Origin of the sequence: Streptomyces sp. NPDC005794, assembly GCF_042871445.1 — a bacterium.
GTDB lineage: Bacteria > Actinomycetota > Actinomycetes > Streptomycetales > Streptomycetaceae > Streptomyces.
In genome coordinates this window covers 36250-62763 of record NZ_JBIAIN010000027.1, presented here as the reverse complement: position 1 = coordinate 62763, position 26514 = coordinate 36250, and the positions used below count along the sequence as shown (strand labels likewise).

The 26514-nt window shown below is 70.0% G+C and carries 27 protein-coding genes; 18 read left to right on the top strand and 9 right to left on the bottom strand.

Features of this window, described 5'->3' with window-relative positions; genetic code table 11:
- Positions 1 to 92: 92 nt before the first annotated feature.
- Positions 93 to 809, top strand: coding sequence for an SDR family oxidoreductase (locus ACFYQ5_RS32315; protein ID WP_389202752.1), 717 nt, complete (start codon positions 93 to 95; stop codon positions 807 to 809).
- Positions 810 to 842: 33 nt separating this feature from the next.
- Here ACFYQ5_RS32315 and ACFYQ5_RS32310 read toward each other — a convergent pair whose 3' ends face one another.
- The 3 genes from ACFYQ5_RS32310 to ACFYQ5_RS32300 all read right to left on the bottom strand — a co-directional run bounded on the left by ACFYQ5_RS32310 (position 843) and on the right by ACFYQ5_RS32300 (position 2362).
- The gene (locus tag ACFYQ5_RS32310) at positions 843 to 1736 is read right to left on the bottom strand and encodes a phosphatidylinositol-specific phospholipase C (RefSeq protein ID WP_389202750.1); all 894 of its coding nucleotides are present in this window, start codon (positions 1734 to 1736) and stop codon (positions 843 to 845) included.
- Between the two features lie 88 nt (positions 1737 to 1824).
- Entirely contained in the window at positions 1825 to 2022 is a 198-nt protein-coding gene (locus ACFYQ5_RS32305; RefSeq protein ID WP_389202748.1) for a hypothetical protein, read from the bottom strand.
- Positions 2023 to 2059: 37 nt separating this feature from the next.
- Entirely contained in the window at positions 2060 to 2362 is a 303-nt protein-coding gene (locus ACFYQ5_RS32300; protein ID WP_389202747.1) for a hypothetical protein, read from the bottom strand.
- On the opposite strand from ACFYQ5_RS32300, the gene ACFYQ5_RS32295 reads away from it, so the two are divergent.
- The 3 genes from ACFYQ5_RS32295 to ACFYQ5_RS32285 all read left to right on the top strand — a co-directional run bounded on the left by ACFYQ5_RS32295 (position 2340) and on the right by ACFYQ5_RS32285 (position 6568).
- Positions 2340 to 2639 (top strand): trypco2 family protein, encoded by a 300-nt coding sequence (locus ACFYQ5_RS32295; RefSeq protein WP_389202745.1) that lies wholly within the window; start codon positions 2340 to 2342, stop codon positions 2637 to 2639. The two genes, ACFYQ5_RS32300 and ACFYQ5_RS32295, sit on opposite strands and share 23 nt — an antisense overlap.
- Entirely contained in the window at positions 2636 to 5419 is a 2784-nt protein-coding gene (locus tag ACFYQ5_RS32290; protein ID WP_389202743.1) for a trypsin-like peptidase domain-containing protein, read from the top strand. The genes ACFYQ5_RS32295 and ACFYQ5_RS32290 overlap by 4 nt, the downstream gene beginning before the upstream one ends.
- A 120-nt stretch (positions 5420 to 5539) precedes the next feature.
- Complete coding sequence (locus tag ACFYQ5_RS32285; RefSeq protein ID WP_389202741.1) at positions 5540 to 6568, top strand: DUF6801 domain-containing protein; 1029 nt, start codon at positions 5540 to 5542, stop codon at positions 6566 to 6568.
- Between the two features lie 234 nt (positions 6569 to 6802).
- Here the strand turns inward: ACFYQ5_RS32285 and ACFYQ5_RS32280 are convergent, their stop codons facing one another.
- A complete protein-coding gene (locus ACFYQ5_RS32280) occupies positions 6803 to 8608 on the bottom strand; it encodes a bifunctional metallophosphatase/5'-nucleotidase (protein WP_389202740.1) in 1806 nt (601 codons plus the stop codon).
- Positions 8609 to 8780: 172 nt separating this feature from the next.
- Between ACFYQ5_RS32280 and ACFYQ5_RS32275 the strand changes: the two genes are divergently transcribed.
- From ACFYQ5_RS32275 to pstB, 12 genes are all read left to right on the top strand, one after another.
- The gene (locus ACFYQ5_RS32275) at positions 8781 to 9851 is read left to right on the top strand and encodes a YhcG family protein (protein ID WP_389202739.1); all 1071 of its coding nucleotides are present in this window, start codon (positions 8781 to 8783) and stop codon (positions 9849 to 9851) included.
- Between the two features lie 73 nt (positions 9852 to 9924).
- Positions 9925 to 10848 carry a mycothiol synthase gene (gene mshD / locus ACFYQ5_RS32270; RefSeq protein ID WP_389202738.1) on the top strand — a complete coding sequence of 308 codons (924 nt, stop codon included), beginning with the start codon at positions 9925 to 9927 and terminating at the stop codon, positions 10846 to 10848.
- 92 nt (positions 10849 to 10940) lie between these two features.
- On the top strand, positions 10941 to 11351 hold the full coding sequence (locus ACFYQ5_RS32265) for a GntR family transcriptional regulator (RefSeq protein ID WP_389202736.1): 411 nt from the start codon (positions 10941 to 10943) through the stop codon (positions 11349 to 11351).
- On the top strand, positions 11348 to 12241 hold the full coding sequence (locus ACFYQ5_RS32260; protein ID WP_389202735.1) for an ABC transporter ATP-binding protein: 894 nt from the start codon (positions 11348 to 11350) through the stop codon (positions 12239 to 12241). Before ACFYQ5_RS32265 ends, ACFYQ5_RS32260 begins: the two co-directional genes overlap by 4 nt.
- Positions 12238 to 13194: a hypothetical protein gene (locus ACFYQ5_RS32255; protein ID WP_389202733.1), complete on the top strand. Its 957-nt coding sequence runs from the start codon at positions 12238 to 12240 to the stop codon at positions 13192 to 13194. Before ACFYQ5_RS32260 ends, ACFYQ5_RS32255 begins: the two co-directional genes overlap by 4 nt.
- 268 nt (positions 13195 to 13462) lie before the next feature.
- On the top strand, positions 13463 to 15709 hold the full coding sequence (locus ACFYQ5_RS32250; protein ID WP_389202732.1) for an RNA degradosome polyphosphate kinase: 2247 nt from the start codon (positions 13463 to 13465) through the stop codon (positions 15707 to 15709).
- A complete protein-coding gene (locus ACFYQ5_RS32245; RefSeq protein ID WP_389202730.1) occupies positions 15696 to 16688 on the top strand; it encodes a CHAD domain-containing protein in 993 nt (330 codons plus the stop codon). The genes ACFYQ5_RS32250 and ACFYQ5_RS32245 overlap by 14 nt, the downstream gene beginning before the upstream one ends.
- Positions 16685 to 17104 carry an NUDIX hydrolase gene (locus ACFYQ5_RS32240; RefSeq protein WP_389202728.1) on the top strand — a complete coding sequence of 140 codons (420 nt, stop codon included), beginning with the start codon at positions 16685 to 16687 and terminating at the stop codon, positions 17102 to 17104. The genes ACFYQ5_RS32245 and ACFYQ5_RS32240 overlap by 4 nt, the downstream gene beginning before the upstream one ends.
- A gap of 246 nt (positions 17105 to 17350) precedes the next feature.
- The gene (gene pstS, locus ACFYQ5_RS32235) at positions 17351 to 18484 is read left to right on the top strand and encodes a phosphate ABC transporter substrate-binding protein PstS (protein WP_389202726.1); all 1134 of its coding nucleotides are present in this window, start codon (positions 17351 to 17353) and stop codon (positions 18482 to 18484) included.
- Between the two features lie 133 nt (positions 18485 to 18617).
- Positions 18618 to 19613: a phosphate ABC transporter permease subunit PstC gene (gene pstC / locus ACFYQ5_RS32230; RefSeq protein WP_389202724.1), complete on the top strand. Its 996-nt coding sequence runs from the start codon at positions 18618 to 18620 to the stop codon at positions 19611 to 19613.
- Positions 19610 to 20698 (top strand): phosphate ABC transporter permease PstA, encoded by a 1089-nt coding sequence (pstA, locus tag ACFYQ5_RS32225; protein ID WP_389202722.1) that lies wholly within the window; start codon positions 19610 to 19612, stop codon positions 20696 to 20698. The genes pstC and pstA overlap by 4 nt, the downstream gene beginning before the upstream one ends.
- 27 nt (positions 20699 to 20725) lie before the next feature.
- Positions 20726 to 21502 (top strand): phosphate ABC transporter ATP-binding protein PstB, encoded by a 777-nt coding sequence (gene pstB / locus ACFYQ5_RS32220; protein WP_389202720.1) that lies wholly within the window; start codon positions 20726 to 20728, stop codon positions 21500 to 21502.
- A 171-nt stretch (positions 21503 to 21673) separates the two neighbouring features.
- Here pstB and ACFYQ5_RS32215 read toward each other — a convergent pair whose 3' ends face one another.
- On the bottom strand, positions 21674 to 22672 hold the full coding sequence (locus tag ACFYQ5_RS32215; RefSeq protein WP_389202718.1) for an anion permease: 999 nt from the start codon (positions 22670 to 22672) through the stop codon (positions 21674 to 21676).
- 5 nt (positions 22673 to 22677) lie between these two features.
- Positions 22678 to 23298: a DUF47 domain-containing protein gene (locus tag ACFYQ5_RS32210; protein WP_389202716.1), complete on the bottom strand. Its 621-nt coding sequence runs from the start codon at positions 23296 to 23298 to the stop codon at positions 22678 to 22680.
- Positions 23299 to 23519: 221 nt separating this feature from the next.
- Between ACFYQ5_RS32210 and ACFYQ5_RS32205 the strand changes: the two genes are divergently transcribed.
- Entirely contained in the window at positions 23520 to 23867 is a 348-nt protein-coding gene (locus ACFYQ5_RS32205; protein WP_389202715.1) for a metal-sensitive transcriptional regulator, read from the top strand.
- Positions 23868 to 23883: 16 nt separating this feature from the next.
- Here ACFYQ5_RS32205 and ACFYQ5_RS32200 read toward each other — a convergent pair whose 3' ends face one another.
- Both ACFYQ5_RS32200 and ACFYQ5_RS32195 read right to left on the bottom strand, forming a co-directional pair.
- On the bottom strand, positions 23884 to 24093 hold the full coding sequence (locus tag ACFYQ5_RS32200; RefSeq protein WP_389202714.1) for a hypothetical protein: 210 nt from the start codon (positions 24091 to 24093) through the stop codon (positions 23884 to 23886).
- Between the two features lie 134 nt (positions 24094 to 24227).
- Positions 24228 to 25109 carry a hypothetical protein gene (locus ACFYQ5_RS32195; RefSeq protein ID WP_389202711.1) on the bottom strand — a complete coding sequence of 294 codons (882 nt, stop codon included), beginning with the start codon at positions 25107 to 25109 and terminating at the stop codon, positions 24228 to 24230.
- Between the two features lie 153 nt (positions 25110 to 25262).
- On the opposite strand from ACFYQ5_RS32195, the gene ACFYQ5_RS32190 reads away from it, so the two are divergent.
- Complete coding sequence (locus ACFYQ5_RS32190) at positions 25263 to 25451, top strand: hypothetical protein (protein WP_389202709.1); 189 nt, start codon at positions 25263 to 25265, stop codon at positions 25449 to 25451.
- On the opposite strand, the gene ACFYQ5_RS32185 is transcribed toward ACFYQ5_RS32190, so the two are convergent.
- Positions 25448 to 26514, bottom strand: a 1067-nt coding sequence (locus ACFYQ5_RS32185; protein WP_389202707.1) for a tetratricopeptide repeat protein, incomplete at its 5' end; no start/stop codon positions are given. The two genes, ACFYQ5_RS32190 and ACFYQ5_RS32185, sit on opposite strands and share 4 nt — an antisense overlap.

Below are 26514 nucleotides of genomic sequence, written 5' to 3'. Positions count from 1 at the left end.
GCACGACTTGCCCTTCACGTTGACGTCAGGTTTTAGCGTAGGCGCCCCAGGGCGGGAGCGAACCGTACGCCCGCCCACCGAAAGGAATGATCATGGATATCACCGGCGCCATCGCACTTGTGACCGGAGCCAACCGAGGCATCGGCCGGCGCTTCGTCGAGCAGTTGCTGGACCAGGGAGCCGAGAAGGTCTACGCGACAGCCCGCCGCCCGGAGTCGATCGGCTTCACCGACGCGCGGGTCACGCCCCTGCACCTGGACCTGCTGGACGAGAAGTCGGTCTCGGCGGCGGCCGCGGTGGCGCAGGACGTCACCCTGCTGGTCAACAACGCCGGTATCTCGACCGGCGCCGATCTCCTGACCGCCGACCTGGCCATGATCCGGCGGGATCTGGAAACACACCTCTTCGGCACCCTGGGAGTCATCCGTGCCTTCGCGCCGGTCCTGGCCTCCAACAACGGCGGGGCGATCGTGAACGTCCTCTCCGTGCTGTCGTGGGTGGCCACCCACGGAGGGTCGGGATCGTACTCCGTGGCCAAGGCCGCGGAGTGGAACATGACCAACGGGGTGCGCGTTGAGCTCGCGGGTCAGAAGACCCTCGTCCAGGGCGTACATCTGGGTGCTGCGGACACCGACATGATGGCGGGACGTGACGCACCCAAGATCGACCCGGCGGACGTCGCACGAGCCAGCCTCGACGGCCTGCGGGCAGGGGCCATCGAGGTGCTGGTCGACGACCCCAGTCGCTTCGTCAAGGCCGCCCTCTCGGGCGACCCTGCGCAGCTCTACGGCCCGCCGTCCGCGAGCTGACCACACCGCGGCGGCCGCTTCCGCGCCTGCGCCTCAGCCGGTCGGGTTGTGGCGGATCAGCGACTCCACCAGGCCCGACCGGGTCGCCGGATAGTCCAGCGGGACGATCCCGAGGCCGGTCCAGCCCGATGCCTCGGCCCCGTCGAGGAACGCGTGCACCTGCGGGTTGAGGCGGTCGGAGTTCCAGCGCGGGGGCAGCAGGGCGGCGGTGCTCACGTAGTTCATGAACAGCTTGCCTGGCTGCTGCGCCGCCTTACGGAACTGCGCCTCGACCTGGGGGTACTTGGCGAACGGCTCCGCCATGTAGTCGTCCTGGATGTCGAAGAGCGCGGAATCGGCGTACCGGACGCCCGGGAGCCCGCCGTTGTCGGCGAGCAGCACGACCTTGCCGCGCGCACCGCCGAGGTCCGGGAGCGTGGGGTCGAGGTGGAGGAGTGAGCGCCAGCCCTTGCCGTCGAGGTAGATGTCGAAGATCCGCCGGAACGCGGCGTCACTCTCCTCCGAGTACTCCTGCTTGACCCGCATCAGTACCGTCTCCGACGGCCGCCGGGCCAGGAAGTCCCGGCAGGCGCCCAGGACATCGTCGAAGTTGAGGTTCTGGTAAGAGGCCCCGTGATGGATCGCGTACGCGTCACCGCTGATCCGGCAGCGTATGTCGAGGAAGCGGATGCCGCTGTCGAGCTGCTCGGCGATCGTGGTGTTCTGACACTCCGTCCAGGGGCCGCCGAAGCGGGCCCCGGAGTCGTGCGTTCCCGGGATCGTGAGGCGCTGCAGCGGGGTGGCGTCGGCGATGCCGGCCATCCAGTCCTGGGTGCCGAGGGCCTTGCGGGCGGAGGCGACGGCGGGCGCCGCGCCGATGAGGACTCCGGCGGTGGCGGCGAGTGCGCCGGTGAGGAAGGTCCGGCGACTGGCGGTGTTCGGGCTCATGCGGAAGAGGCCTCCGTCGGTGTGGGGGGGAGACCTGAAATTATGTCGGGCACACATCAATAGCGGAACAGGGTCTGCCGCGCGACGGTCACCGGCAGCCCGGATCTCGGAGGCGCCGCCGGAATTCCGCCGCGAACTGCGGGGCACCGCCCGCATCCAGCCGGTCCAGCAGTCCGTGCGGGTCACGCGGCTCGCGCCGGTAGCTCTCGGTCCGGCTGCGCGGGATCGTGCGCACATCGCCCGCCTTCTGGACCAACCGCCTGGTCCGCCGGGGCGGTCTGTGCACGTGGTGCAGGATGCGCTTTCCGTGGTGCGCTGTCGGGTCAGGTGGTCGGGGCGGTCTCGGCGTGCTTGAGATCGAACCTGACGAACTCGATCTGGGCGACGGGGATCATCAGCTCGTCGGCGGTCTGTTGGATGAAATCGTCGCGGATGGCGTCACGGGAAGTGGGTGCGGTGAGGTCGAACTGGCCGTAGATGTGGCGGGTGCGGATGGTCTGGGTGGTGGCCCGGTTACGGAAGTGACCGGGTTGCTTTCGGGCCGGAGACGTATCAGGATCGCATCCCCCGTGCGCACGGGGAGTCCGGGAGAGGGAGCGCACCGTGATCGAATTAGCGAGTGTCATCAGGGATCTGCGGGAGGAGCTGGACCGCGCGGTCAGCGCGGCGGAAGGGGAGGCGCTGCGCTTTGAGTTGGGGCCGATCGAGCTGGAGCTGTCGGTCGCTCTGGAGCGGAATGCACAGGCCCAGGCGAAGGTCCGTTTCCTGGTCGTGGACTCCGGTGCGGACGCGAGGCTCGGGAAGACGTCCACCCAGCGCATCTCGCTGACGCTGAAGCCGACGCTGGCGGGGTCGCACAGACCGGTCGCCGTCTCCGGGAACGCTGAGCCGAACGAGCGGTGAGCCCCGCGGTGGCCGGGGAGCCGGAGCCGCAGCGGGACGGGCTCGATCTGCGGCGTGTGGTCCAGGTCGTGGTCACGGTCGGCGACGCCGACGGGGTACGTCTGGCGTCGGGTTACCGGGTGTCCCGGGACACGGTGCTCACGGCCGCGCACGCGCTGGACGGCGCGGCGTCGGTCCTCGCTCGCTTCTTCACCGGCGAAGGCGCCCCGTGGGAGGTGCCGGGGGAATGCGTCTGGGCGGACGACGACACGGACGTCGCGCTGCTCAGGATCGCGGTGGACGCGCATCCCGGTGGTCAGCTCGACGGTCAACTTGCCGCCGATGTACCGCCGGTGCGGTTCGGCCGTATCGCGCAGTTGGCGGAGGTGGACTGCGGAGCGCTGGGCTTCCCCTGGTTCAAGCTGCGCTCGGAGAGAGCTTCCCGCGACGGGCGCGCCGCCACGACGTACCGGGACTCCCACTACGCGCGCGGCCGGGCGACGGCGAACGTGCGCGAGGGCACCCTCGAGTTCACCGTCCAGACCCCGCCGGATCCCCGTGACGAGCCCGGGCGGTCTCCCTGGGAGGGGATGTCGGGGGCGCTCGTGTGGAGCGAAGGGCGCGTCATCGGCGTCGTCACCGCACATCACGGCCGCGAGGGTATCGGCAGGCTCACGGCGAGTCGGGTGGAACGGTGGTACGCGGATCTGACGCATTCGCAACTCCGTGCGCTGGCACGGATGTTGGCACTGCCGGATCGGATCGACGGGCTCGACGAGGTGTCCGGGCCCAAGCCTCAGACCGACGGGCCGGGGGAGCTGGGGAAGACGGCCGGGTGGCTCGCCTCGCTGGTACGCAGTCAGTGGAAGGCCGAGGAGGAGCGGCGCCGGGTGCACGATCCCGCCCCTCTGCAGGTGCGGTTCCGGCACGCGGAGGAGGTCCCCTTCGACTACTGGGCGCGCATCCGTGGAGTCCCGATCGCCGCGGACCCCGGACCGTTGCCGCTCGCGGACGAACTCGACCAGATCGTGAAGGTCTACCGGTCCATCCCCTCCGGCCGGCTGGTAGTGCTGGGCGCCGCCGGGTCCGGCAAGACGATCCTGACCACCCGTTTCGCCCTCGGTCTGCTGAAGAACCCGGCTCGCGGCGACCGGGTGCCGGTGATCTTCGGCCTGGGCTCCTGGGACCCGGCCGCGCTGTCCCTGCGCACCTGGATGTCCCGGACTCTCGTGCGCGACTACGGCATCGGGGCGGCGGCGCAGGACGGCAGGACCCTGGCCAGGGCCCTGATCGAGGAGGACCGGGTGCTGCCCGTCCTCGACGGCTTCGACGAACTCGCGCCCGGCCTCCAGCTGAAGGCCCTCGACGCGCTCAGCAGCCTCGGCGACATGCCCCTGTTGCTCACCAGCCGCACCCAGGAGTACAGAGAGGCGGTAGAGGGAAAACCGGGAAAGCGACGCAAGGTGCTTAGCGGCGCCGCGGTGGTCGAGTTGGAGAGGCTCACGATGCACGACCTCGGCGACTATCTGTCCGGCATGGGCTCACCGGACGGGGACGGTCGTACGTCGCCCTGGGTCCCCGTCCTGGACGAACTGCGCAAGGAGCCGCGCAGCCAGGGCGCGCAGAATGTCGCGGAAGCGCTCAGCACACCGCTGATGGTCACCATGGCGCGCACGGTCTACGACGACGCCGGCGAGGGCTGCCCGCAGGACCTTCTGAGCACCCGGTTGTTCCAGGACGCCGACGCGATCCGCGCGCATCTGGTCGCCGCGTTCATCCCCGCCGCCTACCGGCCCCTGGCAGACGACAGCGGGACCCGGCAGTGGGACGCCGAGCGCGCCCAGCGCTGGCTTCGCCACCTCGCCGTGCATATGTCCGCACTCGGCAGCCGTGACCTCGAATGGTGGCGACTCGGCACGACCATGAGCCGCCGCGCGCGGGTCTGTGTGATCGGGTTCCTGGCCGCCCTGGCCTTCGGGGTGACGACCGGGATCGGGAACATACCGGTGGACCTGGTCGTGACCGACTACGGCCCCGGGCGCGCCGTGAAGCGCGGCCTCGTGGTCGCCGTCCTGCACGGCCTCGTGGCCGGTCTGGGCTTCGGGGCGCTGTACGGGTCGGCGTACCGGGGGACGGGGCTGCCGTCGCGGGTGCGGGTGCAGATCTTCGGCCGGAGCCGGGTGCAGCGCGGCGTCGAGCCCTACTCCAGGTTCCTGGCCGGGCTGGTCCTCGGCGCCCTGGCGGCGGCCGCGCTGGTCCTCGTGGACCGGGGCATCGTCGCGCGCATCGGTCTCGCGGACGGACTGGAGAGCGGCACCCTCATCGGCACCTTGCTGTTCGTGCTCGGGTTCGGTTTCGCTATCGGGCTGGTGCTGGGGCTGATGGCCTGGCTGGAGGTCCCCGACCGCATCGAGTCCGCCGTCAGCCCGGCCGCCCTGCTGACCAGCAACCGCAACAACGTGCTCGTCCATGTCCTGATGTGGGCGCTTGTCTTCGGGGTGGGCTTCGCAGTCGTCAACGTGTTCGTCATGGGGCCCCTGCTCGGGCTCGGGGCCGGTCTCGTGTTCGGGCTCGAAGCGGCTTTCGCCGGCGGGCTCGGGTACGGGCTCAGCCTGACGGCGTGGGGGCAGTGGGTGGCCCTGGCACGCATCTGGCTGCCGCTGAACGGGCGGCTGCCCTGGCGGCTGATCGCGTTCCTGGACGACGCCTGCCGCCGGGGCGTGCTGCGCCAGGCCGGTGCCGTCTACCAGTTCCGCCACGCAGAACTTCAGGACCACCTGAGCACCACCTCCACAACCTGACCCGCACTCTCCGTGATCCTTTCGGTTCGGATGAGTAACCGGAACGGGTCTATGACACGGCTGTGAACCTGCGGGCCTATTTTGGCGAAAAGGGACCAACTTCCTTACGGGGGAACCAAGATGAACACTGGAAGGGCACGGGGAGCGGCGGTGGCACTGGGGATCGCCGGCACCGCCGTGGTCGGCTTGGACGCCGGAACCGCCGCCGCGGACCCGGCAGTCATCACCCAGCAGTACGACTGCAATCTCCCCAGCCCGGCGGGTCGGCAGAGCGTCACGCTGCGGCTGGACTCGGCCATCCCCACGACGGCCGTGGTCGGCAAGCCCACCCCCGCGTTCCCCCTCACCGCAGCCGTTCCGGTCAACGGTGGCCTCGCCGCCGCTCTGCATTCCGTCGGGATCAGCAGCGTCGAGGGGACGGTGAACGCGAAGGCGGTCGTGGTCGCGCCCGAGGGCGACATCCACCGCGACGTGCTGTTCACCGTGCCGAGGACGACCATCGGGTGGGGCTCGTCCGACGTCAAGGGGACCGGCACCGCGCCACAGGTCGTCCTCAGCGAGTCGGGCACCGCGAAGATCACCGTCCGTCAGCTGACCCTGCGCCTCACCACGAGGAACGCGAACGGTGGTGTGACCTACCCAGGCGAGTTCACCGCACCGTGCACGCTGAGCGGCGGGAACGACGTGGTGGCGTCCTTCGACATCGCGGCGGCGGGTGGATCGACCGGCGCGGGCACCTCCGGGAGCACGGGGACGCAGGGCTCGGGCACATCCGGTTCCGGTACGTCGGGCTCGGGCGCGTCCGGTTCTGGCGCTGGAGCCGGCTCCAGCTCCGGCTCCGGCTCCGGATCCAGCTCCGGCTCCAGCTCCGGTGCCGGCTCCGGTGCCACGGCTCCCTCCGGCACCACGGGAGCCGACCCCGGGTCGAGTGGCGCGCCGTCCGGATCAGCGGGAGGCGCGGGAGGCACGGACCCTTCGGCCGCCGGACCCGACGGGGCTGCCGGACCCGACGGGGCCGCCGACAAGCCCGGCGGCGTCGACACCGAGAGCCTGGTCTACCTCTCCGCAGGTCTCCTGGCCGCGGCCGTCTGCGCCGTCGCCGCCGTCCTCCACCTGCGCCGACGCCGCAGCCGGGCGCCAGGCGCGTGACCCGTCAACTGCCGTAGCGTGAACGCGTCGTGAGCGACCCCAGCTTGCCGGGCATGGCAAATGTTTTCGGCGGTGAGGCGGACGGGTCCGTCCGGCGTTGTACTCGTCGCTCGCGGTGTAGCCGCAATCTTCGTCCCCCGACCGGCCTGAACAAGCCGACGGTCCGCCACGTGGTGTGGCGGACCGTCGGTCTGCGGGCCCCGACCGGGCGGACGGGGCCTTCGTATACCGGAGCTACCGCACGACCGTGATCCGGTCCGTGGCCGGCGGGGCCAGCGGTGCGGAGGCCGTGGAGTGCGCCGCCAGGTAGGCGTTGAACAGGTCCAGGTCGGACGCGCCGACCAGCTTGTCCGTGCCCTGTCCGAGGGCCGCGAAGCCGTCGCCGCCGCCCGCGAGGAACTCGTTCATCGCGACGCGGTACGTCTTCGCCGGGTCGATCGCCTCGCCGTTCAGACGGATCGTGTCCGCGACCACCCGGCCGGCACCCGACTTCGTCATGTCCAGCGTGTAGGTGAGGCCCTTCGAGACCTGGAGGATCTTCGGGGACGCCTCGTTGGAGCCGCTGACCTGCTGCTGGAGCGCGGTCACGAGCTGCGCACCGGTGAGGTCGACGACGTTCATCATGTTGGTGAACGGCTGGACGGTGAACGCCTCGCCGTACGTCACCACCCCGTCGCCCTCACTCCCGGACGCCGCGTACACGAGGTCGGAGCGGATACCGCCCGGGTTCATGAACGCGACGACCGCGCCGCCCTTGTCCTCGGCGGCCAGGCCCTCCAGCTGGGCGTCGGCGATCAGGTTGCCGAGCGGCTTCTCGGGGGCCGTGGAGCCCCGGCCGTTGATGTCGGCGGTGATGAAGCCCTGCGGCCGGCCCGCGATCGGGGCGGCGAGCGTGTTCCAGCGGGTGATCAGCGCGGTCATGTCGGGGGCCTTGGCCTGGTCCCGGCTGACGATGTGGTTCGCCGACTCCACCGACGTACGCACGATGTCCTTGGTGCGGCGGTCGTAGGTGAGGGTCGTGTCGGTGTAGACCTTGCCGAACGACGACGCCGAGGTGACCATCCGCGGCTTGCCGGACGGGTCGGGGACCGTGCACACGTACGCCTGGTGGGTGTGGCCCGTGACCAGCGCGTCGACCTTCGGCGTGATGCCCTTGGCGATGTCGACGATCGGCCCGGAGATCCCGTCACCGGCGCCCGGGCTGTCGCAGTCGTAGTTGTACGAGGAGGACGCCGGGGCCCCGCCCTCGTGGATCAGCGCGACGACGGACTTGACGCCCTGGCGGTCCAGCTCCTTGGCGTACTTGTTCACCGTCTCGATCTCGTCGTGGAACTCCAGGCCCTTCACGCCGTTGGCCGTGACGATGTTCGGCGTGCCCTCCAGGGTCACCCCGATGAAGCCGATCTTGACGCCGTTCTTCTTCCAGACCGTGTACGGCTTGAGGACCGGCTTGCCGGTCTTCTCGTCCGTCACGTTGGCCGCGAGGTACGGGAAGTCCGCACCCTTGAACTTCTTGTCCTTCTCGTAGCAGCCCTCGACCGGGTGGCAGCCGCCGTTCTGCAGACGGGCGAGCTCCGTGGCCCCCTCGTCGAACTCGTGGTTGCCCACGGCCGTCACGTCGAGGTCGAGCCCGTTGAGCGCCTCGATGGTGGGCTCGTCGTGGAAGAGGCCCGACAGCAGCGGGCTCGCGCCCACCATGTCGCCGCCGGCCGCGGTGACGGAGTACGGGTTGCCCTTGCGCGCGGTGCGCAGCGAGGTGGCGAGGTACTCGACGCCTCCGGCCGGGACCGACTTCACCGTGCCGTCGGCCTGCGTCTCGCTGACCGTCCCGGCGGAACCGGCCGGCGGTTCCAGGTTGCCGTGCAGGTCGTTGAAGGAGAGCAGCTGCACGTCGACGGTGCGGGACGGGTGGCCGTGACCGTGCCCCCGGTCGTGGGCACCGGCTGGCATCGCGGCGACGAGCGCGCCGGCGGTGACCAGCCCGGCAGCGGCGGCGAGCGCCCGCCGGGACGCACGGTTCTTGTGTGGAGTCGCTGACATCGGTCCCCTTCGAATCTCTGGATCCTGCGTGCCGCAGCCTAGGGTCAACGCGCGTAGCGCGACAGATGTCCGGGGTTACGAACTGGTTGCCGCGCACTCAGAAAGGGGCTGATCACCCGTAGGGCGTACATATCGAAGCAGAAACGTCACCGCGCGCATTTGTGCCGGAAGTATGCACCTCGTGGACAACGAACTCACGACCGAGACAGTGGTACCCGCTCAGCGCGGAGCGGAACTGCCCCCGGGATACCACGAGATGATCGACGATCTGAAGTCGATCGTGCGGGGTGCGCACGTGCGCGCGCAGCTCAAGGTGAACACCGAGATGCTTCGGATGTACTGGGAGCTCGGACGGACGATCCTGGAGCGGCAGGGCGAGGAGAAGTGGGGGACGAAGGTCGTCGGCCGGATCGCCACGGAGCTGCGGACCGAGTTCCCGAACCAGCGGGGGTTCAGCGCGCGCAACGTGCAGTACATGCAGCAGATGGCTCGAACGTGGACCGAACAGTTTACGCAGCAAGCTGCTGCGCAATTGCCCTGGGGCCACCTACAACTCCTCATGGACAAGTGCAAAACCCGCTTCGAGCTGGACTTCTACGCTCAGCACGCCGTCCACCACGGCTGGTCCCGCGACCGTCTCACGACCCACATCCGCAGCGAGCTGCACCTGGCCCACGGCGCGGCCGCCAACAACTTCGACGTCACCATCCCGGAGCAGTCCGAGGCCGCGACGCAGATCTTCAAGGATCCGTACCGCCTCGACTTCACCCAGCTGTCGGACACCGCCGCCGAGCGCGAACTCGAGGACGCGCTCACGAACAAGATCATCCAGTTCCTCACCGAGCTCGGCTTCGGGTTCGCCTTCGTGGGCCGTCAGTACCCCCTCACCGTGGGCGACACCGAGTTCCGCATCGACCTGCTCTTCTACCACTTCAGGCTGCACCGCTTCGTGGTGGTCGAGCTGAAGACCGCCAAGGCCCAGCCCTCACACCTCGGACAGCTCAGCTTCTACGTCACCGCGGTGGACCGTCTCCTCCGCGACCCGGAGCGGGACGACCGGACACTCGGCATCCTCATCGCGGAGAGCCAGGACGAGACAACCGTCGAATTCGCCCTCCAGTCGCAGAACCAGCCTCTCGCGGTCAGTACGTACGCGGCCCTTCCCTCAGGCGTACGGGAGCTGATGCCCACCTCGGACGACCTCTCCCGTATCGCCCATGAAGTCCTGCACCGCGAGGGCTGACACGAACCGCGCAGCTGCTGGTCACACTCCGATCCACCCCTGCACCCCACCCCCGCGCCGTAGGCTCGTAGGTATGACGACTGACGTACCCCTCCCCTCCCCCGGGCGCGAGATCGAGACCCTCGACGCGCTCACCGCCGAGCAGGCCCAGGCGGTGTCCGCTCTCCTCGACGAGGCCGCGGAGACCGACGGCCGCCAGGCGGTCTCGGAGCAGGGGCGGCTCCAGCTCAGGGGCGGACACCGCGAGGGCGTCCGGCATCTCCTGCTCACCGTCGACGGCGTGCTCGCCGGATACGCGCAGCTGGAGGACACCGACCCCGTCGAGGCGCCCGCCGCCGAGCTGGTCGTGGCCCCCGCCCACCGGGGCCGCGGGCACGGCCGGGCCCTGGGTGCCGCGCTGCTCGCCGCGACCGGGAAGCGGCTGCGGGTCTGGGCGCACGGCGGCAAGTCGGCCGCCCGGCACCTCGCGCAGGTGCTCGGTCTCTCCCTCTTCCGCGAACTGCGCCAGCTGCGCCGCCCCTTGACCGACCTCGACATCGCCGAGCCGTCCCTCCCGACGGGCGTCACCGTCCGCACCTTCGTGCCGGGCCAGGACGACGCGGCCTGGCTGGCGGTCAACAGCGCCGCGTTCGCCCACCACCCCGAGCAGGGCTCCCTCACCCAGCGGGACCTGGACGACCGCAAGGCCGAGCCCTGGTTCGACCCGAAGGGCTTCTTCCTGGCCGAGCGCGACGGCCGGATCATCGGCTTCCACTGGACGAAGGTGCACGCCGAGGACGAGCTCGGCGAGGTCTACGTCGTCGGCATCCTGCCCGACGCCCAGGGCGGCGGCCTCGGCAAGGCGCTCACCGCGATCGGACTGCGCCACCTGGCCTCCCGGGGGCTGCCGACGGCGATGCTCTACGTGGACGCCGACAACCCGGCGGCCCTGTCGGTGTACGAGCGGATGGGCTTCGCCACGCACGAGGTCGACCTGATGTACCGCACGGAGTCCTGAACACGGTCAACCGAGAGAGGGGCGGCGTCACTTGACGCCGCCCCTTCTTTGCGACACCCTTTCACTACTCAATTAGTGAAAGGGTGGTGAACATGGCAGAGTCCGCAGCGGTCGAGTACCGCATCGACCGGCGCAGCGGCGTCGCCACCTACCTCCAGATCGTGCAGCAGACCAAGCAGGCGCTCCGCCTCGGTGTGCTGGAGCCGGGCGACCGGCTGCCCACGGCCCGCGAGGTCGTCGAGGCCACGGCGATCAATCCGAACACCGTCCTCAAGGCCTACCGCGAACTGGAACGCGAAGGCCTCGTCGAGGCGCGCCGCGGCCTCGGGACCTTCGTCCGCCGGACCCTCGGCAGCGCGGCCGTCACCACCGACGCACCCTTGCGCGCCGAGCTCACCGAGTGGACCCGCAGGGCCCGTGCCGCCGGACTGGACAAGGACGACGTGAGCGCGCTCTTCACCGACGTACTGGACAGCACATTCAAGGGGGACACGGACAGATGACAGGCGCCGCGATCGAGGCGGACGGCCTCGGCATGACCTACGGACGAAAGCGCGGGTGGGCGCTGCGCGACTGCTCGTTCCAGCTGCCCGCCGGACGGATCTGTGCCCTCGTCGGGCCCAACGGCGCCGGGAAGTCCACCCTGCTCTCCCTCGCGGCCGGGCTGCTCCGGCCCGCCGAGGGGTCGGTGCGGGTGCTCGGCACCGACCCCGGCGAGGCGCGGCCCCGTATCGCGTACGTCTCGCAGGACAAGCCGCTGTACCCGCAGCTCACCGTGGCCGACACCCTGTGGGCGGGCGGGCAGCTCAATCCCGCCACCTGGGACCGTGCGGCCGCCGACCGGGTCGCCGGACCGCTCCCGCAGGACGCCAAGGTGCGCACCCTGTCGGGGGGCCAGCGCACCCGCCTCGCCCTCGCGCTCGCCCTGGGCAAACGGCCCGAACTGATGCTGCTGGACGAACCGATGGCCGACCTCGATCCCCTCGTCCGCCACCAGCTGATGGGCACACTGATGGCCGAGGCCGCCGACCACGGCACCACCATCGTCATGTCCTCGCACATCCTCACCGAGCTGGAGGGCGCCTGCGACTACCTGCTGTTGGTCGACGGCGGCCGGGTCCGGCTCGGCGGCGAGAGCGACGACATCGTCGCCGCGCACTCCCTACTCACCGGACAGGCCCGCGACCTCGCCCCGCACACGGTCGTCGAGTCACGTACGACCGGCCGTCAGCTCACCGCACTCGTACGGAGGGAGGGCCCGGTGGACCGCACCGTCTGGGACGTCACGGAGCCGTCGCTGGAGGAGCTGCTGCTGGCCCACCTCCGCTCGCCGGAGGCCCCGCCGCTGCTCACCCCGAGCGCGCACGCCCGCGAGGAGGTGGCCGCGATATGAACACCCTCACCTCACTGCGCGGGCCCGCCCGCGTCGTCGTACGCCAGCACCGGTGGACGCTGTGGATCGCGGGCGGGCTCGCCCTGGTCGCCGTCGCCGGCCTGATCGCCGTGGCCCTGCGGGCCTCCCACGTCGCGGAGGTCTTCGCGGCGAGCAACTGCCCTGTGGACGGGGGAGCAGGCCGGCTCTGCGATGTGCAGGCCCGCAGCTACTCGGACAGCACGTCGAAGTACCGCAGCGTCTTCACTGACGTCGCCCTGGTCCTGACGGCCCTGCCCGCGGTCTTCAGCGCCTTCGTCGCCGGCCCGTTGATCGCCCGGGAGCTGGAGAGCGGCACTTTCAAGCTGTCGTGGACCCAGTCCGTGTCGCCGGCCCGTTGGCTGGCCGCGAAGCTCGCCGTGCCCACCGTGCTGCTGCTGACCGGGACGGTCGTTCTGGCAGCGGCCCTCCACTGGGCACGGTCCCATGCGGACACCCCGTACGCGTCCGAGTGGCACACCTCGGATGTCTTCGCCACCACGGGCACGGTGCCGGCCGCACACGTCCTCTTCGGCCTCTGCGTCGGAGCACTCGTCGGACTGCTGGCCCGCCGCACCCTCCTCGCGCTGTCCGTCTCCGCGCTCGTCACCGGCGCGACCATCATGGTCTTCCGCTACTGGCGCGGCGAGCTTTGGCCCACACGCACGCTCACCGGCCCGACCCTGAACGCGAAGGAGGGCATGTGGTGGGTGGAGTCGGGTGACCTCACCAGCAGCGGTGTGCGAGTGCCGCACGACCTGTGCAACACCGTGGTGTCCTGCATGACCGACCACGACATCACCGCCCACTACCTCGACTACCACCCCGCCTCCCATTTCTGGCCCATCCAGCTCGTCGAGACCGGCATCCTGCTCGCCCTCGCCGCCCTGGCCCTGACGCTCGCCTTCCGCGTCCTGCGCCGGCGCACCGCCTGAGACCATCCCTGTCCGGGCCCCGGGGGGAGTCCGGGCAGGGGGTTCACCCACGGTGGATCAGGGACGCCCCCGCAGTCACACCGGTTCCTGTACGTCATGTCACCGTTACCAGCCATTCAGACGAGCTTGCGACCCTCACGGGATGCAGCCAGCTGTGCCCACCCCCCGCAACGGGAGCGGCCCCGCTCCAGGGGCCACCTCCGCTTCTTCCGCGATCTTTCCGGGATCCGACGCGCCTCATCAGCCGAATGCGCGGAAGAATAGGTCCATGAGCCAGCAGCCCAGCTCCGAGGTCCCGGTCCAGCCCGTCCAGCCTTCGGTCGGCTCCCTCGCCGCCCACCGGCCGCACGCGATCCCGGGAGCGGTGCCCGCAGGTCTGTCCACAGCCGCCGATCTCGACCCCGACCTGGACAACGACCCGGACGCGTACGAGCCCGACGCGGCCGGCGACGAACTGCCGCAGGGCCGCTTCCTCGACCGGGAACGCAGTTGGCTCGCGTTCAACGAACGCGTTCTGGAACTCGCCGAGGACCCCGCCACCCCGCTCCTCGAACGGGCTAACTTCCTCGCGATCTTCGCCTCGAACCTGGACGAGTTCTTCATGGTCCGGGTCGCCGGTCTCAAGCGGCGTATCGCGACCGGTGTCGCCACCCGGTCCGCGTCCGGACTGCAGCCCCGCGAGGTCCTCGACCTGATCTGGACCCGCTCCCGCGAGCTCATGGCCCGGCACGCCGCCTGCTACCAGCAGGACATCGCGCCCGCCCTGTCCGACGAGGGCATCCAGCTGGTGCGCTGGCCCGAGCTGACCGAGAAGGAACAGGCCCGCCTGTTCACCTTCTTCCGGCAGCGGGTCTTCCCCGTGCTGACCCCGCTGGCCGTCGACCCCGCGCACCCGTTCCCGTACATCTCCGGGCTGTCGCTGAACCTCGCCGTCGTCGTGCGCAACCCCGTCAGCGGCCACCGGCACTTCGCCCGCGTCAAGGTGCCGCCGCTGCTCACCCGCTTCCTGGAGGCGTCCCCGCAGCGCTACGTCCCGATAGAGGACATCATCGCGGCCCACCTCGAAGAGCTCTTCCCCGGCATGGAGGTCCTCGCCCACCACATGTTCCGGGTCACCAGGAACGAGGACCTGGAAGTCGAGGAGGACGACGCCGAGAACCTGCTCCAGGCCCTGGAGAAGGAGCTCATGCGGCGCCGCTTCGGCCCGCCGGTCCGCCTGGAGGTCGAGGAGTCCATCGACCCGTACGTCCTTGACCTGCTCGTACGCGAGCTGAAGATCTCCGAGACCGAGCTGTACCCGCTGCCGGGCCCGCTCGACCTCACCGGGCTGTTCGGCATCGCGTCGCTGGACCGGCCCGAGCTGAAGTACCCCAAGTTCATCGCCGGCACCCACCGCGATCTCGCCGAGGTCGAGTCCGCCTCCGCGCCCGACATCTTCGCCGCCCTGCGCGAGCGCGACGTACTGCTGCACCACCCGTACGACTCCTTCTCCACCTCCGTCCAGGCCTTCCTGGAACAGGCGGCGGGCGATCCGGACGTCCTCGCGATCAAGCAGACCCTGTACCGGACCTCGGGCGACTCGCCGATAGTGGACGCCCTGATCGACGCCGCCGAATCCGGCAAGCAGGTCCTCGTCCTCGTCGAGATCAAGGCACGCTTCGACGAGCAGGCCAACATCAAGTGGGCCCGCAAGCTGGAGGAGTCCGGCTGCCACGTCGTCTACGGTCTCGTCGGCCTGAAGACCCACTGCAAGCTGTCGCTCGTCGTCCGGCAGGAGGGCGACACCCTGCGCCGCTACTCCCACGTCGGCACCGGCAACTACCACCCCAAGACGGCCCGGCTCTACGAGGACCTCGGCCTGCTGACCGCCGACCCGCAGGTCGGGGCGGACCTCTCCGACCTCTTCAACCGGCTCTCCGGCTACTCCCGCCGCGAGACCTACCGCCGGCTGCTGGTCGCCCCGAAATCCCTGCGCGACGGGCTGATCGCCCGCATCAACAAGGAGATCACCCACCACCGCGCGGGCCGCCTCGCCTACGTACGCATCAAGGTCAACTCGATGGTCGACGAAGCGATCATCGACGCCTGCTACCGGGCGGGACAGGCCGGTGTGCCGGTCGACATCTGGGTGCGCGGCATCTGCGCGATCCGCCCCGGCGTCACCGGCCTCTCCGAGAACATCCGGGTCCGCTCGATACTCGGCCGCTTCCTCGAACACTCCCGGCTCTTCGCCTTCGGCAACGGCGGCGAACCCGAAGTGTGGTTCGGCAGCGCCGACATGATGCACCGTAACCTCGACCGACGGATCGAAGCACTGGTCCGCGTCACCGACCCCGCGCATCGCGCCGCCCTCAGCAGGCTCCTGGAAACAGGCATGTCCGACACCACCACCTCCTGGCACCTGGGCCCCGACGGAAACTGGACCCGGCACTCCACGGACGCGGACGGGCAGCCGCTGCGGCACGTACAAGAGATGCTCATTGACGCCCGGAGGCGCCGGCGTGCGACGCCCTGACCATCACACGACGACCCTCTCCGCGGAAGCGGTCCTCGCGCCCTACCTGCGTGAACAGGCCGCCTGCTTCCTACGGGGCCTGCGACTGCACCGCGAGCACAGCGCCCCCGCGGACGCCGGCACGCAGAGCGCCGACGAGGCCGCCCGCGCGCTGCGCCACGCGGCACGCCGGATCAGCGGCACCCTGCACACCTTCCGGGGAGCGTTCGACCCGGTCTGGGCCGACCAGCTCCGTGCGGAACTGGCCTGGCTCTCCGGGACCCTGGCCCGCGAGCACGCCTACGCCACCCGGCTCGGCCGGCTCCTGGAGGCCCTGCACCAGCTGTCCGGTACCTCGCTCCCGGCGGCCCGGCCCGCTCCGGGGGACGGCCCGGACGCGAGCGACAAGGAGCGGGCGGCACTCGGCGTCGGCGCGGCCCGGGCCGCAGCCCTCCTGGAACGCCGACTGACCCTCGCCAGGACCCGCGCCCACTCGGCCGCGCTCCAGGCACTGGGCTCCTCCCGCTTCCACGCCGTCGCCGACGCCGTCGCGCTGCTCGCCTCGGAGGTCCCCCTGTCGCCCTCGGCGGCCGAGCCAATGACGAACGTCCTGCACGACCCGGTCGCGCTCGCCGAGCAGCGGATGCTGGACGCGGTGGCCGCACTCCCGCCCGACGAGTCGGTGGAGCCGTACAACGAGGCCCACGACGCCCTCTGGCAGCAGGCCCGCCTGCTGCTCCGGCTGCACCGGTACGCGCACGAGATGCTGCGGGGCGCCCCCGATCCGGCCCTCACCGGCCCCGGACACGCGCTGGACCTGCACCGGGACGCGGCGGAGGCCGCCGCGGCAGCGGCGGCGGCGGCGCGCACCCCGCGCATCGCCCCGGCGACGGCGTACGCCCTCGGAGTGCTCCACGCCGACCAGCGCCACGAGGTGGAGGCCGCGCGCGGTGTGTTCCGGGAGACCTGGCCGTACGCGGCGGCCGTGACCACGCCGTGAGCGACCTCGTCCTGGCGGCCGGCTGCGTGCTCTGGCGCAGGTCGGCCACCGGCGCCCCGGAGGTCTGTCTCGTCCACAGACCGCGCTACGACGACTGGTCGTTCCCGAAGGGCAAGCTGAAGCGCGGCGAGACGGCCCTGGACGCCGCCCTGCGCGAGGTCCTGGAGGAGACGGGCCACCACTGCGTGCCGGGCGCCGCTCTGCCGCCCGCCCGGTACACGGCGAAGGGGCGTCCGAAAGAGGTCAGCTACTGGGCGGCCGAAGCGACCGACGGCGCGTTCGTGCCCAACGACGAGGTCGACCGGCTGGCGTGGCTCCCCCCGGAGGACGCCCGGGCCCGCCTGAGCCGCCCCGGCGACCGCGTCCAACTGGACGCTTTCCTGGACGCCCTCCCTGCGAGCGGCCGACGCCTCTGAGCACCGGGCAGCCGAAGGTCCGTCCTCCAGCCCGCGGGGACGGACCTTCGCCCCGCCGTGCCGCGACACGGAACCAGCCCGCCCGACACGGTTCACCTGCCGTTCATCCTCCCCCGCAGGCCGCTTCACCTGTTCTGCCTAATTTCGGACGTACACGGTGCACGGCACCAAGCCGCCGCACCATTCCTCATCGCACGCCGCCTCGCCCCACCTGCCGCGGCGGCTCCTGGAAGGAACACCCCGAAAGTGAAGCTTCAGCGCAAGAACCGGCTTCGTGCCACCGCGCTCGGTGCCCTCGCCGTCTCCGGCGCCCTGGTCCTCACGGCGTGCGGTTCGGACGACAACACCGGCACCGATGCGAACGGTGGCAAGACCAGCGCCGCCGCGTCGAACATCGACTGCGAAGGCGCCGAGGGCCAGCTGCGCGCGTCCGGGTCGAGCGCCCAGAAGAACGCGATGGACCTCTGGATCAAGAACTACATGGCCGCCTGCTCCGGCGTGGAGATCAACTACAGCTCCTCCTCCTCCGGTGAGGGCATCGTCGCGTTCAACCAGGGCACCGTCGGCTTCGCCGGCTCGGACTCGGCCCTGAAGCCCGAAGAGGTCACCGCCTCGAAGAAGATCTGCAAGACCGGCCAGGGCATCAACCTCCCGATGGTCGGCGGCCCGATCGCGGTCGGCTTCCACCTCGAGGGCGTCGACAAGCTGACGCTGGACGCCTCCACGCTCGCCAAGATCTTCGACTCCAAGATCAAGAAGTGGGACGACCCGGCGATCGCCGCGCTCAACGAGGGCGTCAAGCTCCCGAGCAAGAACATCCTGGCCTTCCACCGCTCCGAGGACTCCGGCACCACGCAGAACCTCGGCAAGTACCTGAGCGCCGCGGCCCCGAGCGACTGGAAGTACGAGGCCGAGAAGAAGTGGCCGGCCCCCGGTGGCCAGGCCGCGTCCGGTTCCGCCGGTGTCGCCAGCCAGGTGAAGACCGTCGACGGCTCCATCGGTTACTTCGAGCTGTCGTACGCCAAGTCGCAGGACATCACCACCGTCGACATCAACACCGGTGGCGCCGCCCCGGTCGAGGCCACCTCGGAGAACGCCTCCAAGGCGATCGCCGCCGCCAAGGTCAAGGGCACCGGCAAGGACCTGGCGCTCGACGTCGACTACACCACCAAGGCCGAGGGCGCCTACCCGCTGGTCCTGGTGACGTACGAGGTCGTCTGTGACACCGGCAACAAGGCCGAGACCCTTCCCACGGTCAAGTCCTTCCTGAACTACGCCGCCTCCGCGGACGGCCAGAAGATCCTGACCGACGCCGGCTACGCCCCGATCCCCGAGGCGATCAACGCCAAGGTCCGCGAGACCGTCGCCGGCCTGAAGTAACCCACCCCGCACGACACGCACGCGCAGGCGGGCCGGTCCGGCGCACCCCTCCGGACCGGCCCCCCACCGCCCGACCATCCGGTGCACCGCCGCCAGGGGAGCCAGCCGCTCCCCCACACAGACCGGAAAGACCATGGCTTCCACCACACCGCTCGACATCCCACCGGCTCCGCCGGAAACACGTAGCCGCCCCAAATCCACCGGGCGCGCAGGCGACAAGATCTTCCTGGGCCTCTCACGCGGCTCGGGCATTCTGCTGCTCGTGGTCATGGCGTCGATCGCCGTGTTCCTCAGCTACCGCGCCTACCTCGCGATATCGCAGAACGAGGGCAACTTCCTCACCACCTCCGACTGGAACCCGGCCGGTGACCCGCCGGTCTTCGGCATCGCGGTCCTGCTCTTCGGCACCGTCGTCAGCTCGATCATCGCGATGGTCATCGCGGTTCCGATCGCTGTCGGTATCGCCCTCTTCATCTCGCACTACGCGCCGCGCAAGCTGGCCGCCCCCCTCGCCTACGTGATCGACCTGCTCGCCGCGGTGCCCAGCATCGTCTACGGCATCTGGGGCGCTCTCGTCCTCGTCCCGTACCTGCAGGGCCTGAACCTCTGGCTCGACCAGTTCTTCGGCTGGACGTACGTCTTCGACCAGACCGAGATCGGCGTCCCCCGGTCGCTCTTCACCGTCGGCATCCTGCTCGCGATCATGATCCTGCCGATCGTGACCAGCGTGAGCCGCGAGGTCTTCCTCCAGGTCCCGAAGATGAACGAGGAAGCGGCGCTCGCCCTCGGCGCCACCCGCTGGGAGGTCATCCGCCTCTCGGTCCTGCCGTTCGGCCGCTCCGGCGTCATCTCGGCCTCGATGCTCGGCCTGGGCCGTGCCCTCGGCGAGACGATGGCCGTCGCCACGGTCCTCTCGCCGAGCTTCCTCATCTCGCTGCACGTGCTCAACCCCGGCGGCGGGACCTTCGCACAGAACATCGCCGCCAAGTTCGGTGAGGCCGACGAGTTCGTCGGGCGTGACGCACTGATCGCCTCGGGCCTCGTCCTCTTCGTCCTCACCCTGCTGGTCAACGGCGCGGCCCGGCTCATCATCGCCCGCCGCAAGGAGTACTCGGGGGCCAACGCATGAGCAACGTCACCACCACCGACGTCCAGGACAACCGTCCCCGGATCTCGCCGGAACCCGCCAAGGCCGGCCTCAGCAGCCGCAGCCTCCCCCGCTGGGCCCCGCTCGGCTTCGCCGCCTTGGCGATCGTGCTCGGCGTGGGCGTCTCCCTCGCGGCGGGATGGCACAGCCGCGTGCAGTGGGGCCTGATCTCCGCCCTGTTCTTCCTGGCCATCTCGTACGTCGCGACGACCAAGGTCGAGAACCAGCGCCAGGCCAAGGACCGCCTCGCCACCAGCATCGTCTGGGTCTGCTTCCTCATCGCCGTCGTCCCGCTCGCCTCACTGCTGTGGACCACGATCAGCCGCGGCATCGAGCGCCTCGACGGCTACTTCCTCACCCACTCGATGGCCGGTGTCCTCGGCCACGAGAACAGCGGCGGCGTCTACCACGCGCTGATCGGCACCCTGGAGCAGGTCGGGATCGCCACGGTGATCTCCGCCCCGCTGGGCCTGCTGACCGCGGTCTACCTGGTGGAGTACGGCAAGGGCACGCTCGCCAAGGCCGTCACCTTCTTCGTCGACGTCATGACCGGCATCCCGTCCATCGTCGCCGGTCTGTTCATCCTGTCGATCATGCTGATGGTGGAGCTGGAGCCGTCCGGCCTCATGGGCGCGCTCGCCCTCACCATCCTGATGATCCCCGTCGTGGTCCGCTCCACCGAGGAGATGCTCAAGCTCGTCCCCAACGAGCTCCGCGAGGCCTCCCTCGCGCTCGGCATCCCGAAGTGGCGCACCATCCTGAAGGTGGTCCTCCCCACCGCGATCGGCGGCATCACGACGGGCGTCATGCTCGCCATCGCCCGTATCGCCGGTGAGACAGCGCCGATCATGCTGCTGGTCTTCGGCAGCCAGCTGATCAACAGCAACCCCTTCGAAGGCGCCCAGTCCTCACTGCCGTTCTACATCTACGAGCAGTACAAGGTCGGTGAGGCCGCGTCCTTCGACCGCGCCTGGGCCGCGGCACTGGTGCTGATCGCCTTCGTCATGATCCTCAATCTGGTGGCCCGCGGCATCGCCCGCTGGAAGGCCCCGAAGACCGGCCGCTGAGGCCACGCAGAAAGCAGTTGATTCCACATGGCCAAGCGCATCGACATCGGCGGCCTCACCGCCTACTACGGCTCCCACAAGGCCATCGAGGACATCTCGATGACGGTGGAGCCCGGCTCCGTGACCGCCTTCATCGGCCCGTCCGGCTGCGGTAAGTCCACCTTCCTGCGCACCCTGAACCGCATGCACGAGGTCACCCCCGGTGGTCGCGTCGAGGGCAAGGTGCTGCTGGACGAGGAGGACCTGTACGGTCCGGGCGTCGACCCCGTCACCGTGCGCCGCACGGTCGGCATGGTCTTCCAGCGCCCGAACCCCTTCCCGACCATGTCGATCTTCGACAACGTCGCGGCGGGCCTGCGGCTGAACGGCTCGTACCGCAAGAGCGAGCTCTCGGACGTCGTCGAGAAGTCCCTCAAGGGCGCCAACCTCTGGAACGAGGTCAAGGACCGCCTGAACAAGCCGGGCTCCGGCCTCTCCGGCGGTCAGCAGCAGCGCCTGTGCATCGCCCGCGCGATCGCGGTCGAGCCGGACGTGCTGCTGATGGACGAGCCGTGCTCGGCGCTCGACCCGATCTCGACCCTCGCCATCGAGGACCTGATCGGCGAGCTGAAGGAGCGCTTCACGATCGTCATCGTGACGCACAACATGCAGCAGGCGGCACGCGTCTCGGACCGTACGGCCTTCTTCAACCTCTCGGCGGTGGGCAAGCCCGGCCGGCTGATCGAGATCGACGAGACGGAGCGGATCTTCTCCAACCCGTCCGTGCAGGCGACCGAGGACTACATCTCGGGCCGCTTCGGATAACCGACAGAGACGGCCTTGGGGTGCTGCATGGCGGTGCCACCACAAGGCAAGGGTCCGCCCCCGCTCTCCACCGGAGAGCAGGGGCGGACCCATTACCAGGTCAGCACGCGCACGCCCGTCCGGCGATCGAGGACAGGGCGACGAGCGACCGCCGGGGACACCCGGACCGGCTCACCCGAAGAGCAGTACGACGATCCCGTAGCTGAGCGCGGCCACCAGTGCCGCGGCCGGCATCGTGATGAACCAGCCCAGGATGATGTTCTTGGCCACGCCCCAGCGGACCGCGTTCACCCGCTTCGTGGCGCCGACGCCCATGATCGCCGAGGTGATCACATGAGTCGTGGAGATCGGTGCGTGGAAGAGGAACGCCGAGCCGAACATGATCGACGCGCCGGTCGTCTCGGCGGCGAAACCCTGCGGCGGGTCCAGCTCGATGATCTTCCGGCCGAGCGTCCGCATGATGCGCCAGCCACCGGCGTACGTACCCAGGGACAGCATCGCCGCACAGGCGATCTTCACCCAGACCGGGATCTCGTCGTTCGGGCCCTCGACATCGGCGATGACCAGCGCCATCACCACGATGCCCATCGTCTTCTGGGCGTCCTGCAGACCGTGCCCGAGCGCCATGCCCGCCGCCGATACCGTCTGCGCGATGCGGAATCCGCGCTTGGCCTTGTGCGGGTTGGTCTTCCGGAATATCCACATGATCCCGACCATCACCAGATAGCCGAAGACCAGGCCGATGACCGGGGAGAGGAACATCGGGATGACGATCTTCGAGAGCACCCCGTCCCAGTGCACCATCGTCCCGCCGGCCAGTGCGGCACCGACCATTCCGCCGAACAGGGCGTGCGAGGACGAGGACGGAAGGCCGTAGTACCAGGTGACGAGGTTCCAGATGATCGCGCCGACCAGCGCCGCGAAGAGGATGCCCATCCCCTTCTGGCCCTCGGGTGTGGCGATCAGCCCTTCACTGACGGTCTTGGCAACCCCTTGGCCCAGGAAGGCGCCTGCGAGGTTCATCACGGCGGCCATCGCCAGAGCCGCACGCGGGGTCAGCGCCCGGGTGGAGACCGAGGTGGCGATGGCGTTCGCGGAGTCGTGGAAGCCGTTCGTATACGTGAAGCCGAGCGCGACACCGATGGTCACGATCAGCGCAAAGGTGTCCACGAGGTTCAGGACTCCTTGACCGCGATGGTCTCCACGGTGTTGGCGACGTGCTCGAACGCGTCAGCCGCCTCTTCCAGTACGTCCACGATCTGCTTGAGCTTCAGCACGTCCATGGCGTCGTACTTGCCGTTGAAGAGATGAGCCAGCAGCTTGCGGTGGATCTGGTCGGCCTGGTTCTCCAGGCGGTTGACCTCGATCCAGTACTCCGTGAGGTTGTCCATGGTCCGCAGACCCGGCATGGCCTCGGCGGTCAGTTCCGCCGCTCTGGCCAGAACCTCGATCTGCTGCTCGACACCCTTCGGGAGCTCGTCGATCTGGTACAGCACGACCAGGTCGACGGCCTCCTCCATGAAGTCCATGATGTCGTCGAGCTGCGAGGCGAGGTTGTAGATGTCCTCGCGGTCGAACGGCGTGATGAAGGAGGAGTTCAGCTGGTGGAAGATCGCGTGGGTGGCGTCGTCCCCCGCGTGCTCCGCTGCCCGCATACGCTCCGCGATCTCGACTCGGGAGGCAGAATCCGCCCCGAGCAGTTCCATGAGGAGCTTCGAGCCCGTGACGATGTTGTCCGCGGATGCGGAAAACATGTCGTAGAAGCTCGTCTCCCTGGGGGTCAGACGAAAGCGCACGTGGGGTCCTCGGGGTGCTTTGGATTCGGTCAGGCTGATGCTAGGCGCATCATCCGGCCACGGCTAACCGGCGTTCTTCAGTGTCGCGCATCGGGCACAGTGATCAGCACGGCCCCCCGGTCACGTTTCGGCTGGATTCGGTACGATATACCCGGCAGGGGTATACAGACAGCGCAGAGCGGCACGTTCACCGCAGGCCAAGAGGACAACGGGAGGACCCCATGACCACCACCGAGTCCACGGAGACAGCCGGTACGGAAGCGGTCGTCACCGACCACGACCGCGGCATTCACGGGTACCACCACCAGAAGGAAGAGCACCTCAAGCGCCTGCGCCGCATCGAAGGCCAGGTCCGCGGCCTCCAGCGGATGGTGGACGAGGACGTCTACTGCATCGACATACTCACCCAGGTCTCGGCCTCCACCAAGGCCCTGCAGTCCTTCGCGCTCCAGCTGCTGGAGGAGCATTTGCGCCACTGCGTCGCGGACGCCGCTCTCAAGGGCGGCGAGGAGATCGACGCGAAGGTCGAGGAAGCCACCAAGGCGATCGCCCGCCTCCTGCGCACCTGATCGCGGCGGGAGGAGGTCATCCCCGGTGGCGGCCCTGCCGGGGAATCGTCGCCGGCGGCATGGCCGGATCCGACCTGACGTTGAGCACCTCGTCGATGCGGTCGGGGCTGAGCCGGTCCTCGATGGCGTCGGCTGCCGCGATCATGAGCTCACCGCACAGTTCGATCTCGGCGAGGGCCACACAGTCCTGAGCGTTCGGAGCGCTGAGCGTCACCACCTGCGTCACCTCTCTCTGCCTTCGCCGAGTCCTGGCACACCGACCTCCAAGGGCTGTCCCGTACCACCTGGCGGGCCAGCCCTCAGCGTAGGGAGCGCGACCCGCACCGCGCATGGCACGGACGGACCATTTCGGCCCCCTCCTTACGGCGTTTCCGCGCCACTCCGGCCCTGGTCGACCTGCCCCGTGTAGAGGTCCGCGTCGGGGGGCAGCTCCACCGAGACCGGCACCCCGAAGCCGTACAGCAGCATCGTCGACACGACCGCGACCGCCGGTCCCTCGGTCGCGAACGTGAAGCGGTGGCGCACCTTCCGCAGCAGCCCCTCGTCGTCGAGATAGGCGTCGAACGGCACCGCGTCCGTGCTGAACCCTTTCGCCGCGGCGGCCAGCGCCCCGTGGGAAGTCACCGAGGCCGCCCGCGCCGCCCGCCCGAGGTCCGCGATCCCCCGGTAGTGCCGGACCGCCACCCCGGCCAGCTCCGACCGGCCGACGTACGTCACCTCGCCCGCGCCGCGCAGCAGCTCCGCGGCGGCTGTCGGATCGGTCACACCACCGGTGACCAGGTTGCCGTCCTCCAGGGCCGTGGTGTCGATCCGCACCCATTTGTCGTCGGGCACCCCGGCCCCACGGTTCTTCATGTACAGCGCACCGGGGGCCAGCAGTTCCGTGATCGGCCGGTGCTCGTCGGACCCGGCGGCGTCCTTCGGCAGGACGACCCTGATCCGGCCCAGCTGCTTGCGGAAGTCGTACGCCCCCTCGCCCCTGATCGTCACCCGGGTCCCGCCGGCCGCGGTCTCCATCGACGTACGCGTCTCGGCGCTGCCCGCTCCGGCCAGCGCCTCGGCCGCCCTCCGGACCACGACCGCCGGGGTGCCGGCCGTGCCGTCCCGGGCGACGGCACGCCGGCCGGCCCCGTCGACGCCGTCCGTACCGGAACACCCGCTGCCCACCGTCATCACACCTGCGACCGCCAGAGCGCACACAGCCAGTGCCCCGCCTCCGCACCTGTGCTGCTGCACCACCATCGCCTGCCAACCCTCAACGACGCACACCTGACCGAGTTCCCGCCCGCCTCGCCTAACGACGACCGGGGCGCCTCGTCACGCCGCGGGGCTCCTTCCGGAAGCAGATCGGCTTACTCCCTGACCGCCGTGGGACGGCCCCGGTAGCGTGGAAGCGTGTATCAGGACCCCTCGGACTCCCCCGTCCACAGCCCTGCTCCGGCGCACAGCATCGCGACCGTCGAACGGGGCTCTTTCTGTCTGGCGCGCTGCAGCTGCGGCTGGTCGGGGGCGGCCAGACGCTCACGCGACCGGGCCCGCACGGACGCGGCGGAGCACCGTACGTCCATGGGCGAAGCCGGCTAAGGCGCGTTTCGAAGCCGCCGCACGACCGACTCGATGCCTCGCCCCGCCTCCGGAAAGACCTCACGGAGGAACGAGAGGTCCTCGATCGTCTCCCCGACCGCGCTCTCCCCGGGCGCGAGCGCGATCAGCTCGTCGCACCGGGCGGCAGCCCCGTCGGCGTCGAGCAGGGCGCAGGAGAGCACCAGCAGGCCCTGCACCTCTGCGTCGTCGGCAGCGGTGAAGAGGTGCAGGGCCTGCGCGAAACGCGCCTGCGCCCCCTCCCCGTCGCCGGTCGCGCGCAGCACGAGGGCGTACAGCATCTGGTTCCAGCCGTCCGCCGGATCGATCTCGACGGCCCGGACGCAGTCGGCGAGGGCGTCCTGATGCCTGGCCAGGCGCAGATGCATCCGGGCGCGGGCGCCCAGGGTCCAGTCGGAGGCCGGATCGATCCCGATGGCCCTGGTCAGATCGGCGAGCGCGTCCTCGTAACGGCCGAGCCGCTCGTACACCTCGGCGCGGCGCCCGGCCGCCCAGGCGTACCCGGGGCGGATGTCGATGGCCCGGGTGTAGTCGGCGAGGGCGTCCTCGTGCCGGCCCAGCGCCTCGTACACCTGCGCCCGGCTGCCATGGGCCCAGGCGTACTCCGGATCGATCGCGACGGCACGGCCGAAACCGCTCAGGGCCTCCTCGTGGCGGCCCAGCGCGGCGTGGACTTGAGCACGCCCGGCGACGGCCCAGGCGTACTCGGGCACGATCTCGATGGCCCGGGTGTAGTCGGCGAGGGCCTCCTCGTACCGGCCCATGGCCTCATGGACCCGCGCCCGGCTGCCGTAGGCCCAGGCGTACTCCGGATCCATCCCGATGGCACGGCCGTAGCCGGCCAGAGCCTCCTCGTACCGGCCCATCCGCTCGAACAACTGAGCCCGGCTGCCGACGGCCCACTCGTACTGCGGATCGATCCCGACGGCACGGTCGTAATCAGCCAGAGCCTCCTCGTACCGGCCCATGGCCTCATGGACCCGCGCCCGGCTGCCGTAGGCCCAGGCGTACTCCGGATCCATCCCGATGGCACGGCCGTAGCCGG

Bases quoted from the DNA above. Each gene is read 5' to 3' on its own strand.
- ACFYQ5_RS32315 (WP_389202752.1), top strand. From the start codon at position 93: ATGGATATCACCGGCGCCATCGCACTTGTGACCGGAGCCAACCGAGGC.
- ACFYQ5_RS32310 (WP_389202750.1), bottom strand. From the start codon at position 1,736: ATGAGCCCGAACACCGCCAGTCGCCGGACCTTCCTCACCGGCGCACTC.
- ACFYQ5_RS32300 (WP_389202747.1), bottom strand. From the start codon at position 2,362: ATGACACTCGCTAATTCGATCACGGTGCGCTCCCTCTCCCGGACTCCC.
- ACFYQ5_RS32285 (WP_389202741.1), top strand. From the start codon at position 5,540: ATGAACACTGGAAGGGCACGGGGAGCGGCGGTGGCACTGGGGATCGCC.
- ACFYQ5_RS32280 (WP_389202740.1), bottom strand. From the start codon at position 8,608: ATGTCAGCGACTCCACACAAGAACCGTGCGTCCCGGCGGGCGCTCGCC.
- ACFYQ5_RS32275 (WP_389202739.1), top strand. From the start codon at position 8,781: ATGCACCTCGTGGACAACGAACTCACGACCGAGACAGTGGTACCCGCT.
- mshD (WP_389202738.1), top strand. From the start codon at position 9,925: ATGACGACTGACGTACCCCTCCCCTCCCCCGGGCGCGAGATCGAGACC.
- ACFYQ5_RS32265 (WP_389202736.1), top strand. From the start codon at position 10,941: ATGGCAGAGTCCGCAGCGGTCGAGTACCGCATCGACCGGCGCAGCGGC.
- ACFYQ5_RS32260 (WP_389202735.1), top strand. From the start codon at position 11,348: ATGACAGGCGCCGCGATCGAGGCGGACGGCCTCGGCATGACCTACGGA.
- ACFYQ5_RS32255 (WP_389202733.1), top strand. From the start codon at position 12,238: ATGAACACCCTCACCTCACTGCGCGGGCCCGCCCGCGTCGTCGTACGC.
- ACFYQ5_RS32250 (WP_389202732.1), top strand. From the start codon at position 13,463: ATGAGCCAGCAGCCCAGCTCCGAGGTCCCGGTCCAGCCCGTCCAGCCT.
- pstC (WP_389202724.1), top strand. From the start codon at position 18,618: ATGGCTTCCACCACACCGCTCGACATCCCACCGGCTCCGCCGGAAACA.
- pstA (WP_389202722.1), top strand. From the start codon at position 19,610: ATGAGCAACGTCACCACCACCGACGTCCAGGACAACCGTCCCCGGATC.
- pstB (WP_389202720.1), top strand. From the start codon at position 20,726: ATGGCCAAGCGCATCGACATCGGCGGCCTCACCGCCTACTACGGCTCC.
- ACFYQ5_RS32205 (WP_389202715.1), top strand. From the start codon at position 23,520: ATGACCACCACCGAGTCCACGGAGACAGCCGGTACGGAAGCGGTCGTC.
- ACFYQ5_RS32195 (WP_389202711.1), bottom strand. From the start codon at position 25,109: ATGGTGGTGCAGCAGCACAGGTGCGGAGGCGGGGCACTGGCTGTGTGC.